Annotated in this window: 11 protein-coding genes and 1 pseudogene; 1 reads left to right on the plus strand and 11 read right to left on the minus strand. The window is 69.1% G+C overall.

The annotated features are described in order from the left end of the window. Window positions 1-32: 32 nt before the first annotated feature. Genes ABD154_RS14935 through ABD154_RS14955 form a run of 5 tightly spaced genes read right to left on the minus strand, consistent with a single transcriptional unit; the run spans window position 33 to window position 4634 of the window. Window positions 33-1109, minus strand: coding sequence for an MBL fold metallo-hydrolase (locus ABD154_RS14935; RefSeq protein ID WP_344251547.1), 1077 nt, complete (start codon window positions 1107-1109; stop codon window positions 33-35). Window positions 1110-1169: 60 nt separating this feature from the next. Further along, window positions 1170-1982, minus strand: coding sequence for an ABC transporter ATP-binding protein (locus ABD154_RS14940; protein WP_344251548.1), 813 nt, complete (start codon window positions 1980-1982; stop codon window positions 1170-1172). Window positions 1983-1984: 2 nt separating this feature from the next. Next, window positions 1985-2767: an ABC transporter permease gene (locus ABD154_RS14945; protein ID WP_344251549.1), complete on the minus strand. Its 783-nt coding sequence runs from the start codon at window positions 2765-2767 to the stop codon at window positions 1985-1987. Further along, window positions 2764-3618: an ABC transporter permease gene (locus tag ABD154_RS14950; RefSeq protein ID WP_344251550.1), complete on the minus strand. Its 855-nt coding sequence runs from the start codon at window positions 3616-3618 to the stop codon at window positions 2764-2766. The genes ABD154_RS14945 and ABD154_RS14950 overlap by 4 nt, the downstream gene beginning before the upstream one ends. Further along, a complete protein-coding gene (locus tag ABD154_RS14955) occupies window positions 3615-4634 on the minus strand; it encodes an ABC transporter substrate-binding protein (protein ID WP_344251551.1) in 1020 nt (339 codons plus the stop codon). Before ABD154_RS14955 ends, ABD154_RS14950 begins: the two co-directional genes overlap by 4 nt. Window positions 4635-4752: 118 nt before the next feature. Here ABD154_RS14955 and ABD154_RS14960 point away from each other — a divergent pair, with 118 nt between their 5' ends. Then, a complete protein-coding gene (locus ABD154_RS14960) occupies window positions 4753-5670 on the plus strand; it encodes a LysR family transcriptional regulator (protein ID WP_344251552.1) in 918 nt (305 codons plus the stop codon). A 51-nt stretch (window positions 5671-5721) separates the two neighbouring features. Here the strand turns inward: ABD154_RS14960 and ptsP are convergent, their stop codons facing one another. From ptsP to ABD154_RS14995, 6 genes and pseudogenes are all read right to left on the minus strand, one after another. Beyond that, entirely contained in the window at window positions 5722-7434 is a 1713-nt protein-coding gene (gene ptsP, locus ABD154_RS14965) for a phosphoenolpyruvate--protein phosphotransferase (RefSeq protein ID WP_344251553.1), read from the minus strand. After that, entirely contained in the window at window positions 7431-7700 is a 270-nt protein-coding gene (locus tag ABD154_RS14970) for an HPr family phosphocarrier protein (protein ID WP_198499683.1), read from the minus strand. Before ABD154_RS14970 ends, ptsP begins: the two co-directional genes overlap by 4 nt. Window positions 7701-7782: 82 nt before the next feature. Then, a pseudogene (locus tag ABD154_RS17985) lies at window positions 7783-9931 on the minus strand (PTS fructose transporter subunit IIABC). A 43-nt stretch (window positions 9932-9974) separates the two neighbouring features. Beyond that, entirely contained in the window at window positions 9975-10922 is a 948-nt protein-coding gene (gene pfkB, locus ABD154_RS14985; RefSeq protein WP_344251555.1) for a 1-phosphofructokinase, read from the minus strand. Continuing rightward, window positions 10919-11680, minus strand: a complete 762-nt coding sequence (locus ABD154_RS14990) for a DeoR/GlpR family DNA-binding transcription regulator (RefSeq protein WP_344251556.1) — start codon at window positions 11678-11680, stop codon at window positions 10919-10921. Before ABD154_RS14990 ends, pfkB begins: the two co-directional genes overlap by 4 nt. Window positions 11681-11937: 257 nt before the next feature. Next, window positions 11938-12195: a PspC domain-containing protein gene (locus ABD154_RS14995; protein WP_137825792.1), complete on the minus strand. Its 258-nt coding sequence runs from the start codon at window positions 12193-12195 to the stop codon at window positions 11938-11940. Window positions 12196-12200: the final 5 nt, after the last annotated feature.

The raw sequence follows: 12200 nt of genomic DNA on the forward strand, positions 1-12200 counted from the left end.
GCTGGTCTCGGGGCCCGCTGTGTCGTGCGGTCTCAGTCGGTGCGCGGGGTGCCGAGCCCGAAGTTCATGAGGTCCTCGCCGACGACGAGGTTGCCGGAGAATCCCTCCTGCGCCCGCTGGAACTTCTCGACCGGGCCGTCGGCGGGGACGATGTGGGTGAGCACCACGGTGTCGACCCCGGCGGCTTCGGCCTGCGGCCCGACCTGCTCGATCGACGTGTGCGCGGCGAGCATGTGCTGCATGAGGTTGTGGTCGGGATGCGGCGAGGCCTCGCCGATGAGTCCGTCGATCCACTCCATGTCGATGACCTCGTGGATGAGGATGTCGGCGCCCTTGGCGATCGTCACGAGGTTGTCGCAGACTCCGGTGTCCCCGGAGATGACGATCGACCCGTCCGGGGTGTCGAACCGGAAGGCGAAGGCGGGGAAGATCGGCCGGTGGTCGACGAGGATCGCGGTGACCCGCACGTTCTCGTCCGCGTAGACCTCGAACGGCTCCATCGCCGGCGTCGGATCCCCGTTGGGATCGGAGCCGGTCGTGCCCGGCAGCTCGATGTCGTGGAACTCGAAGATCTCCCGCAGATCCTGCTTCGCGTTGTCGCGCATCCGGTCGTTGATGTCGAGCGCGTACCCCTGCAGCAGCCGCTGGGAGGACTCGACGAGACCCGGCGTCGGCGATTCCGGGTTGAACACCTCGGGGATGGGGTCCCTGTTGTCCTCGTCGAAGATCGGCGGCAGGGTCCCGCGGTCGCCGGGCCCGAAGATCTGCACCGGCTGCTTGAGCCCGTCGGATCCGTTGTGCCACGCGAGGATGAGGAGGTTCGGGTAGTCGACCATGTGGTCGGAGTGGTGGTGGGTGATGAAGACGCTGCGGAGATTGTCGATGCCCTTCTGGAATCCCGTCGGGCCCAGGCCCGCCTTCCGGAACTGCGGCCCCCACCCCTCACCGCAGTCGATGAGGTAGACGGCGTCACCGACCGTGATCGCCGTCGAGATCCCGTTCCGATCCGAGTCATCCCACCACGGCGGGCCGCCCGCGGTCCCGAGAAGAGTGACCTTGGTGCGGTAGGCGGAGGCTTCGTCAGCGGTGAGTGGACGATGAGTGGGCATGGTTCCTGCTTTCTGTGCGGGCCCGCCGAGGCGGACGCGGGGGATTCGTGGGCTCCTGACTCACCCGATGCTCGCGTGTGACTGTGCGGCTTGGATGAGTTCGAAGACTTCGGTGCGGTACTCCGCGTAGGTGGGCAGGCTCTTCGTCTCGACCTGGTTCCGCGGCTGCGGCAGAGCGACATCGATCGTCCGGGTCACGGTGGTCGGGGCCCCGGAGAGGACGGTGACGGTGTCGCCGAGGTAGACCGCCTCGTCGATGTCATGGGTGACGAAGACGATCGTCGTGTCGAAATCGGTGCGCACCTGGAGGACGAGGTCCTCGAGCTCGATGCGCGTCTGCGCATCGACGGCGGCGAACGGCTCGTCCATGAGGAGGACATCGGGCTGGAAGGCGAGACCGCGGGCGATCGCGGCTCGCTGCTGCATGCCGCCCGACATCTGCCAGGGGTAGAGGTCGCCCTTGCCGGTGAGCCCGACGGCATCGAGCACCGAGGTGATCCGTTCCTTCCGTTGTGCTGCGGGGACCGTCTTGAGCAGAGGAAGGGCGACGTTGTCGGCGGTGCTCAGCCACGGCAGCAGCGACCGCGAGTAGTCCTGGAAGACGACGGCGAGTTCGGCCGGGGGCCCGGTCACCGGCTCCCCTTCGAAGACGGTCTGCCCGCCGGAGGGTGCCAGCAGCCCGGCCATGCAGCGCAGCAGGGTCGTCTTCCCCGACCCCGAGGGGCCGACGATGCAGACGAACTCGCCGCGGCGGATGGCGACGTCGATGCCGGCGAGGATCTCGACGTCCCCGTAGGACTTGCGCAGTCCCCGCAGTTCGAGGAGGACCTCGCCGTCGATGGCGGCTGCGGTCGGTTCGGGTTGAAGTGTCATGATCATCCTTTGCTGGTCAGCGCACGCATGCCGTACTGCCAGCGCAGGACGAAGCGTTCGAGTCGGAGGAAGGCGAGATTGGCGAGGTAGCCGAGGATGCCGAGCAGGAGGGTGCCGGCCCACGTCTCGGCCACCGCGAAGGTCTGCTGCGAGTTGAGGAGATAGAAGCCGATGCCGCTCGTCGACGCCACCATCTCGGAGACGACGATGAGGATGATGGAGATCTGCAGGGTCGTGCGCAGGCCCGCGAAGATCTGCGGTCCGGCGTTCGGGAGCAGGACGAACCGGATGTACTGCGGCATCGTCAGCCGGTAGGACCGTGACATGTCCTTGACGAGCGGGTCGAGGGAGCGCACCCCGTCGACGGTGTTGAGCAGGGTCGGCCAGATCGCGCCGATGACGATGATCGCCACGCTCATCGACGGCCCGATCCCGAAGAGGAGCAGTCCGATCGGCAGGAGGACCGGGGGCGGCAGGGACCGGAGGAACTGGACGATCGGCTCCGTGGCCGCCCGCAGCGCCGAGGACATGCCGATGCAGATGCCGAGGACGATGCCGAGGACGGCGGCGATGGCGAAGCCGAGGAGGAACTTCGCCACACTCGGCAGGACATCGGTGACCAGTCCGTCGACGAGGAGGCCCGACCACAGTGTGGACAGGATCGTCTGCAGCGGCGGGAAGTAGAGCGAGGTGCTGTTCGCCGAGGCGACCCACCAGACGGCCACGATGCCGACGGGCAGCCAGGCTCGGGTGAGGAACAGGGTGAGGTGGTTCGGGGCGCTCATGCCGCCTCCTCTCGGTGGGAGGGATGCCAGAAGAGCAGCGGCACCTCAGCGATCCTGAAGAGGCCGTTGATGGCCAGTCCGAGCAGCCCGGTGGCGAAGATGAGCGCATACATCTGAGGCAGCGCTCCCGCGGTCTGGGCGACGACGATCTCCTGGCCGAGGCCGGCGGCCCCGCCGATCATCTCCGTGACCACGGCGACGATCACCGCGATCGCCGCCGAGATGCGCAGACCGGTCATCGCGAACGGCAGCATCGAGGGCACGACGAGGCGGCTCGTCGTCAGCCACCAGCCGAGCCGATAGCTGCGGGCCATGTCCGCGCTCGTGCCGCCCACCTCGCGGACGCCGTAGACGAGCTGGGTGAGCAGGGGCCAGATCGCGCCGAGGATGATGAGGAAGAGCTTCATTCCCGGGCTCGGCCCCCAGAGGAGGAGACCGAGCGGGATGAGGGCGACCGGTGGGATCGGTTTGAGGAATTCGATGACGAACCAGGCCGATTCCTCGGCGAAGCGGACGAGGCCCAGGAGGATCGCCAGCGGGGTGGCGATGACGATGATGAGGACGAGGCCGAGGAGGACCACGGAGATCGTCGACCACAGGGCCGACCAGAAGACCGCCGAGCCGAGCAGGGTGAAGAACGCTCCGAGCATCTCCAGCGCCGAGGGGAGGGACGCCGCGGGCAGAACGCCGGTGACGGAGAGGAGCTGCCAGACGACGAACACTGCGAGGACTGCGCCGAGGCCGAAGAGGAAGCGGCCCGCCGGGGTCTCGGCGGCGAGATTGATCCTGCGCGTCAGCCGATCGGTCGCCCGCCGGCCGGTCGGCGTGGTGCGGGAGATGGTCGCGCTCATGGCCGCATCAGCCCCTTCGTGTCGACCGGCGCGGGGAGGAAGCCGAGGTCGGTCATGAGGTTCGCGGTCGTCTGCACCGCTTCGGGGTCGACCTGAGTCGAATACTGCGGCAGGAGCATGCTCTCAGCGACGGACGGGGCCAGTTTGCCGTACTTTGTGAGGACCTTCCGCACCGCTTCAGGGTCCTCGGCGGCCTTCTCGTTCGCCTTGTCGACGGCGCGGACGAAGGCGTCGACGACGTCGGGATTGGCCTCGGCGAAGGGCTTCGCGGTGAAGGCGACGGCGAACGTGGCGTCGGGCGGGAAGGTCTCGAAGAGCGGATGGGAGATGATTCGGCCGCCGGCGGCCACCACCTGCCCCTGGAACGGTTCGGCGGTCGAGGCGGCATCGACCCGGCCGCTCTCGACGGCGGCGATGCCGTCGGGCAGTGACATGACGACGTATTCGACCTTGGTCGGATCACCGCCGTCGGCGCTCACCGCGGCGGCGGTGCCGATCTGCGTGATCGCGCCGAGCGCGTTGATCGCCACCGTCTTCCCCTCGAGATCACGGGGGCGTTGGATCGCGCTGTCGGATCCGACGACGATCGCCGTCGGGTCGGTGTCGGCCGTCGGGGCATTCGACGCGGCGTTGGCGACGATCTGCAGCGGCAGGCCCTTCTCGTAGGCGATGGTAAGGGGCGGAGTCGCGGTGGTGCCGAACTGGAGTTGGCCGTTGATGACCGACGGGGCGATGGCAGAGGCCGACTGCATCACCTTGGTCTCGACGTTGAGTCCCTCCTCGGCGAAGTAGCCTTCTTCGACAGCGATGTAGATCGAGGCGTAGTCGGCGACGGGGATGACGCCGACGGTGATCGTATCGCCGTCGCCGATGGTCTTGGCGCTGCCCATTCCGACTCCGCAGCCGGAGACGGCGAGGGTGAGGAGCACGGCGAGGACTGCGGCGCCGAGGCGGTGGGCGGTGGTGCGCTGGACAGTGGTCAGCAGGGTGGGAGTGGGCCGGGTGGTGATCGTCATCGATCCTCCTGGACGGGGTCGAGCCGTGATCGACGTCGATCGGCTCCCCACCAGCTTCAGCCCTGCACTGGTAGATGACAAATATCTTTATTCTGCTAACCCCATACAATGAGCGACTATGAACCTCACGCGCCTCAAGTACTTCCTCGCCGTCGTCGACGAGGGATCGATCTCGGCCGCGGCACAGAAGCTGCACATGACGCAGCCGCCGCTGAGCCAGGCGATCCTCGCGTTCGAGGCGGAGCTCGGGGTCAAGCTGCTCGACCGGCTGCCCCGCGGGGTGGCGCCGACACCGGCGGGCCGTCAGCTCGCCAGGGACGGGGCGCGGCTCGTGCAGTGGTGCGATGAGATCGCCGAGCGCACCCGGGCACTCGGGTCCGGGACGGCCGGAGTGCTGCGGGTGGCGTCGGTGCCGACGTTCTCGTGGTCGCGGCTGCCGCCGCTGCTGCGGACGTTCCGGGAGACCGCGCCCGGGGTCGCCGTCGACCTCTCGGATCCGTTCCCCGCCCGAGTGCTCGACCTCGTCTCGGAGGGGCGGGTCGACATCGGCTTCGTCGCCACCTCCGATGTCGACGCGCTGGCCGCGAACTTCCCGGCGCTGACGATGCGCGGGGTCGCGACGATGCCGCTGGCGATCGCGGTGCCGCCCGGCCGAGCGAACATGGGCCGGGCGGAGCTGGAGGCGGCGCACTGGGTCATCCCGTCGCAGATCCCCGGGTTTCCCGGGCTCGTGGAGATCTCCCAGCAGCTGTGGGATCTGCTCGGCATCGCCCCAGGCAGCGTGCAGCAGGTCTCGACGCTGCAGACGGCCCTGCCGCTCGTCGCCGCCGATCTGGCCGTGGCGCTCATGCCCCTCGACGGCGTCGGGGTCGTGTGGGGAGCGGTCAACACGGTCCCGGTGCCGCGCGAGCTGCCCCCGCTCTACGGCGTCATGGTGCGCTCGGCCCTCTTCGATCCGGGACCCACCCTCGAGGTGTTCCTCGACGTCGTCGAGGCCGCCTTCGCCGAGGCGGGGGCCGGCGACGAGGCCGAATGACGGCCGGTCGCCTCGGTGGTGAGCGGGGAGATGCTCGCCCGCCCCTGCCGCTCAGAGCAGTTCGATGAGGTCCGGAGCGAGGGAGGCGCGCACCGCTTCCCGGGCCGAGGCCGGCGTCTCCGCTGCGAGCGCTGCTGCGGCGAGAGCCCGGCAGTCCTCCAGCGAATGACGTCGCAGTGCCAGTCGCACTGCGCCGATCCTGCTCGGTGCCATCGACAGACTCGTGATGCCGAGGCCTGCGAGGACCAGTGCCAGGAGCGGATCGCCGGCCGACTCACCACAGACTCCGAGCGGCTTGCCGGCCTCCTCGGCCCCGGCGGCCGCCGTCGCGATCATGGCGAGCACAGCGGGCTGCCACGGGTCGAGCAGCTCGGAGAGCTCACCCTCCATGCGATCGGCCGCCATCGTGTACTGCGCCAGGTCGTTGGTGCCGAGGCTGCCGAAGTCGACGGCCTCGAGCACGCTTCTGGCGCGCAGGGCCGCGGCAGGGACCTCGATCATCACCCCGGGTGAGGACAGGCCGTGGGCTCGCATCTGTTGGGCGAACCAGCGAGCCTCGGAAGCCGTCGAGACCATGGGCGCCATGACCTTGACGTCGGCTCCTGTGGCCGCTGCGGCTGCCGCGAGTGCTCGGAGCTGCGCGTCGAGCACCTCCGGGCGAGCCTGTGACAGCCTCAGACCCCTGCGGCCGAGAGCCGGGTTCTCCTCCGGACCGAGGTCGGCGAATGCCAGCGGCTTGTCCGCACCGGCGTCGAGGGTGCGCACGACGACCCGACGGCCGGAGAAGGGGGCGAACACCCGGCGGTAGATGTCCGTCTGCTCCTCGACCGTCGGGGCCACAGCGGCGGAGAGGAAGACGAACTCGGTGCGGAAGAGACCGACTCCTTCGAGATCCTCGGCACCGGCGAGCTCAGCGTCCTCTACGCCTCCGATGTTGGCGAGCAGGGCGACACGGTGGCCGTCGGAGGTCTCTCCGGGACCGGATACGCCGGCGAGCGCGGCAGAGAGCTGCTGACGACGTCGGCGCTGAGCGTCGACCGCTGCCGGGTCCGGTCGCAGGACGACGTCACCGCTGCCGCCGTCGATCGAGACGAGAGTGCCGTCGGGGATCGTCGTTGCGTCGGGCAGCTGCACCACTGCGGGGATGCCCATCTGCGCCGCGAGAATCGCCGTGTGACTCGTCAGACCCCCTGCCCGGGTGATGATTCCCAGCACCAGAGACCGGTCGAGCGTGGCCGTCTCCGCGGGAGCGAGGTCGTCGGCCGCGACGATGCTCGGCTCGGTGAGGTCGGGGAGTCCGGGTGCCGGTTCGCCGAGCACCGCGGCGATGGTGCGCGCCCCCACATCACGGAGGTCGGTGACACGTTCGGCGAAGTATCCTCCGAGCGCTTCGAACCGTGCGGCGAACTCATCGATCGCCTCGGCGATGGCTCGGGTCGGGCCGCTGCCCGCGTGCAGGCGCTTGGTGACCTCACGGTGCAGCGAGCGATCACGGGCGATCATCGCCGTGGCCTTGAGGATGTCGCGGGCCGTCGGATCGGCCCTCAGCGCCTTCGCATCGAGGTCGTCCGCGACGTCCATGAAGCTGGCGATGGCCGTCTCGGCCGCTGCTGCGGGATCCTCTGCGGCGGGCTCGTCGGCGGCGGGCATCACCGGTGCGGCCGCCTGCGCGATGGGACCGTACGCGGTTCCGGGGCTCACACCGATTCCGTGGAGGACGGCGGTGCCGCCTTCGGTCACCGCTGCCGTGCCGCGGGTGCTCATTGCGCGTCCATGTCCGTGGCGAGCAGAGCGACGAGGCGGTCGAGAACGGCGTCGGCTCCCTCGGCATCGGCTGAGAGTTCGACCTCCTCCCCGTGCTTGGCGCCGAGCGCCATCACGCCGAGGATGCTGCCGGCGTCGACGGCGTCTTCGCCGGGCCGGCTGATCTCGACGTCGATCCCGGATTCGGTGACGGCTTCGACGAAGAGGGACGCGGGTCGGGCGTGGAGTCCGACGGCCGATGCGATGGTGACGGTGCGAGTTGCCATGATCTCTCCTTGGGTTGTGTTCATCGTGAGGTGTGCCCGATCGCGAGCACGGGCCCGTCTGGCGGGCGGTTGAATCGTCGGGTCATGCGGCGACCATCGTGGTGTCGAGGTCCCGGTTCGCGGCCTTCGCAGTCCGCCGCCGAGCGGCCATCGCCTTGAAGAGCACGACGAGTGCCGCGGTGATGACCACGCCGACGGCCAGCGCGAGGACGAAGAGCAGCGGCTGCCCGATGAGGGGCAGCACCCAGATGCCGCCGTGCGGTGCGAGGAGTGTCGAGCCGAAGAGCATGACGAGGCCGCCGGTCGCCGCCGAGCCGATCGTCGAGGCGATGATGATCCGGATCGGATCGGCCGCGGCGAACGGAATCGCGCCTTCGGAGATGAAGGACGCGCCGAGCAGCCACGCCGCCTTTCCGTTCTCGCGCTCCGGTGCCGAGAAGAGCTTCGGGGCGATCGCCGTCGCCAGCGCCAGGGCGAGCGGGGCGACCATTCCTGCCGCCATGACTGCGGCCATGATCTTCAGCTGCGGTGCGTCCATCGCCGCGCCGGCCGCGGAGAGGCCGGCGGTGGCGAATCCGTAGGCGACCTTGTTGACCGGGCCGCCGAGGTCGAAGCCCATCATTGCGCCGAGGATCAGTCCGAGGACCAGTACTCCCCCGCCGGTCAGTCCGCTGAGCCCTTCGTTGAGACCGTTCATCAGGGCGACGATGGGTCGCCCGAGCACTGTGATGAACAGCCCTGCGGTGATGAGTGCTGAGAGCAGCGGAATGACGACGACCGGCATGACGCCACGGACGCCCTTGTGCACCTTCCAGCCGGCGATCCATTTGGCGACGGCACCGGCGAGCAGGCCGGTGACGATGCCGCCGAGGAATCCCGCGTCCATGGTCACCGCCACGGACCCCCCCGACGACGCCGGGAACGAGGCCCGGCCGGTCGGCGATCGCGAAGGCGATGTATCCGGAGAGGATCGGCACGAGGAATCCGAACGACGCGGCACCGATGACATAGGCGAGAGCGGCCCACGAGGTGAGGCTCGTGAGATCGAAATTCTGTGCGATGTTGTACTGGTCGTCGCCGATGAGACTGTACTTGACGATCTCGATGGCCCCGTTCTCACCGAGAGCGATCTGCGCGAGCATGAACGAGACGGCGATGAGGATGCCGCCGGCGGCGACGAACGGGATCATGTAGGACACGCCTGTCATCAGCCACTGTCGCAGCCGGGTGCCGAACCCGATCTGCGCGTCTCCGTCCTCGACCTCGGTGCCGGCGGTGGTCGCGGCCGGACTGTCGGCGTCGCCGGGGCCACCCGATGCCGCGAGTTCTGCGGCCCTGCCGATGAGCTGCGGCGCATCGGAGATCGCCTTCTTCACCCCGACATCGATCGTCGGCTTGCCCGCGAAGCGAGCGCGCTCCTTCACTTCGACGTCGTGGGCGAAGATGACGGCGTCCGCCGCGGCGATCTGCGCCGGCGTCAGCGGCGTCGAACCAGCCGACCCCTGAGTCTCGACGACGATCTCATGGCCCGCGGCGGCAGCGGCATTCTCCAGCGACTCCGCAGCCATGTACGTGTGCGCGATGCCGGTGGGGCATGAGGTCACGCCGACGAACCTCAGTCGGCGCGCGGACTGGTCGTCCGGCTGTCCATCGGGAGTCGCTTCCGGTGCCGTGTCGGCCTGTTCGTCGCGAGCGGGCGGGGCCGCGGGTTCGGAGACGGACGATGCCGGCGTCCCGGGTGCGGGTGGTCCCGCGGGTGCAGGACCCTCGGTCTCGGCGTCCTCGTCGAGATGGACGTGGTCGCCGACGATCTCGACGACGTCGTCCGGCGTCTGAGCGGTGAGCAGGGCGTCTCTGAAGTCCTCCCGCATGAGCGCGCGCGCCAGCTGCGGCAGAACCTTCATGTGGGCGTCGCCGCCGTCTGCCGGTGCCGCGATGAGGAAGACGAGGCGGGCGGGACCGTCCTGCGCACCCCAGTCGATGCCCGCTGCGGACCGTCCGAAGACGAGGGAGGGTTCGGTGATCGCCGCGCTGCGCGCGTGAGGGATCGCGATCCCGTCGGGCAGCCCGGTCGCGGTCTTCGCCTCGCGTTCGTCGACGGCGGCGGCGAAGAGGTCGAGATCGGTGCAGCGGCCGGTCGCCACCAGGCATTCGGCGAGCCTGCGTGTTGCTTCGCGCTTGTCGCCTCCGGTGAGGCCGAGCACAACCTGTTCGTCATTGATCAGTGGCATGTCGATTCCTTTCGTGATCCGCGCCCGTCGGTGTGGCGTCGGATCAGTCGTCCAGTGGCAGGGCGAGCTCGGGGTCCTCCGAGATCGTCACCGCAATGTCGATGAGGTGATCGGGTGTCGGCACCGCAGTGCCCTGAAGCCTGACGGCGGCGGCCCCCCAGCGCACTCCCTGGCCGAGAGCGCTCGGGAGGTCGGCGCCGCTGTCGAGGCCGTGGAGGAGTCCGGCGAGCATGCAGTCGCCGGCCCCGACCGTGGAGACCGGATCGGAGATGACGGCTGTCGCGTGCACTGCGGAGTCCGCGGTGACGAGCACCGCCCCGTCGCGGCCGAGACTCACCGCGACGCAGTCGATGCCCGTGCTGACGAGTTCCCGTGCGGTGTCGACGACGGCCCCGAGCGTGTCGAGGGGCCGACCGGTGAGTTCGGAGAGTTCGACGCGATTGGGCTTGATGAGGGTGGGGCCGGCCGCGACGGCGGCGTCGAACGGGACGCCGGAGGAGTCGATCGCCACCCGCGCGCCGCGGGCCTGCGCCTCGCGCACAAGCGTTGCGTAGAGATCGGTCGGCACCCCCGGGGGAAGGCTTCCGCAGGCAGCGATCCAGACCCCCGGCGCCGCAACCTCGAGCGTGGCCTCCACCAGCGATGCGACCTCGCCGGGGGCGAGTTCGGGTCCCGCCTCGTTGAGCTTCGTCGTCGTGCCGTCGGGTTCGAGCACGCTGACGTTCATCCGCATGCTCTCGGCGATGGGCACGACCTCCGCGCGGATTCCATCCGCTCTCAGCAGCGTGTCGAACAGAGTGCCTTCGGGACCTCCCGAGGGCACCACGACGAGCGGCCGGACTCCCATGGCGGTCAGGGCGCGCCCGACGTTGACGCCCTTTCCTCCGGGGTCGACTCGGGATGAGGCGGCACGGAGAACGTGTCCGCGGTGCAGTGCACCCACCGTAACGGCACGGTCGACACTCGGGTTCGGAGTGAGCGTGACGATCATACGGTCACGATGTCCGGGCCGGCGTCGCGGAGGGACTCCGCAGTGGACTCGTCGAGGTCGGTGTCGGTGATGACGAGGTCGACGTCGGCGAGGTCGGCGAAGCGATGGAGATGGACCTGGGAGGCCTTGCTCGAGTCGGCGACGAGCACAGTGGTGCGGCACGCATCGACCATCGCCCGCTTCGTCGCAGCCTCCGATTCGTCGGGAGTCGTCAGTCCGCGAACGGCGTCGAAGCCGTTGGTGCCGATGAAGCCGACGTCGATGGTGAGGTCGGCGAGCGCCTCGGTGGTCCAGTGTCCGACCGCCGCACCGGTCCGCGCACGGACCCGTCCGCCGAGCTGCAGGAGTGTGATGCCGGGCTTCGAGGCGAGGACGGCGCAGATCATCGGGCTGTTGGCGACGACCGTCAGCGGCAGCTCGTCGGGAATCGCATGGGCGATGGCGAGGGTGCTCGTTCCCGCGTCGAGCAGGATGCTCCCCCCGTCGGGAATCTCCTCGAGGGCCCGCAGCGCCACTCGCTGCTTCTCCGCCGCTCGGTGTCCGATGCGCTCATCGAGCGCGGGCTCCGGAGTCAGCGCATCCGCGGGGATGGCACCGCCGTGCATGCGCGTGAGCAGTCCGCGGCGTTCGAGGACGGTGAGGTCGCGACGGATCGTCTCGGCCGTGACGTTCAGCTCATCGGCGAGCGAACTGACTTCGACCCGGCCCTGTGAGCGAGCGGCCGTGAGGATCGTCTTCTGGCGTTCAGCAGCGTACACAGTTTCATGATGCCACACATACAGACATAAACACAGCGAAAACAACATTTATTTGGACCCGTGAGCGAGCCGGGCACGCCGATGGCCCGGATTCCGCGGGTGCGACGACGATGAGCCGAGCGTCAGCGAGTCAGCGGACGTCGGCTCAGACGCACAGAGGCCCTGTGATCCCTCCCTGACAGGGGATCACAGGGCCTCTTCACGCGCACGGTCCTGCCTGGACCGCTCGCGCGAGCCTGAGGATGTCGACTACGAGGTCAGCGCTCGAGTCGGCCGCCACCGCCGAAGGCGCGCTGGAGCGGGATGCTCCCGTCCTGCCACGGGGTGATCGCCCAGACGACGAGGTAGGCGCCGACGCCGAGGACCGGCAGGAGGAACGAGGCGAGCACGAGGAGACGGACGATCCAGACATTGAGTCCGGTGACCTTGGCGAGGCCTCCTGCGATGCCGCCGACGATCCGCTCGGGGCCGCGGCGATAGCCGATCTTGCGAATGGAATCGAAGAGTGAGTTCATGTCTT

This window comes from Brevibacterium sanguinis, from assembly GCF_039528855.1.
In the GTDB taxonomy this organism is placed as follows: Bacteria; Actinomycetota; Actinomycetes; order Actinomycetales; family Brevibacteriaceae; genus Brevibacterium; species Brevibacterium sanguinis.

Excerpts from the sequence above, each read along its gene's own strand:
- ABD154_RS14935 (WP_344251547.1), bottom strand. The coding sequence starts at position 1,109 with ATGCCCACTCATCGTCCACTCACCGCTGACGAAGCCTCCGCCTACCGC.
- ABD154_RS14940 (WP_344251548.1), bottom strand. The coding sequence starts at position 1,982 with ATGACACTTCAACCCGAACCGACCGCAGCCGCCATCGACGGCGAGGTC.
- ABD154_RS14945 (WP_344251549.1), bottom strand. The coding sequence starts at position 2,767 with ATGAGCGCCCCGAACCACCTCACCCTGTTCCTCACCCGAGCCTGGCTG.
- ABD154_RS14950 (WP_344251550.1), bottom strand. The coding sequence starts at position 3,618 with ATGAGCGCGACCATCTCCCGCACCACGCCGACCGGCCGGCGGGCGACC.
- ABD154_RS14955 (WP_344251551.1), bottom strand. The coding sequence starts at position 4,634 with ATGACGATCACCACCCGGCCCACTCCCACCCTGCTGACCACTGTCCAG.
- ABD154_RS14960 (WP_344251552.1), top strand. The coding sequence starts at position 4,753 with ATGAACCTCACGCGCCTCAAGTACTTCCTCGCCGTCGTCGACGAGGGA.
- ptsP (WP_344251553.1), bottom strand. The coding sequence starts at position 7,434 with ATGAGCACCCGCGGCACGGCAGCGGTGACCGAAGGCGGCACCGCCGTC.
- ABD154_RS14970 (WP_198499683.1), bottom strand. The coding sequence starts at position 7,700 with ATGGCAACTCGCACCGTCACCATCGCATCGGCCGTCGGACTCCACGCC.
- pfkB (WP_344251555.1), bottom strand. The coding sequence starts at position 10,922 with ATGATCGTCACGCTCACTCCGAACCCGAGTGTCGACCGTGCCGTTACG.
- ABD154_RS14995 (WP_137825792.1), bottom strand. The coding sequence starts at position 12,195 with ATGAACTCACTCTTCGATTCCATTCGCAAGATCGGCTATCGCCGCGGC.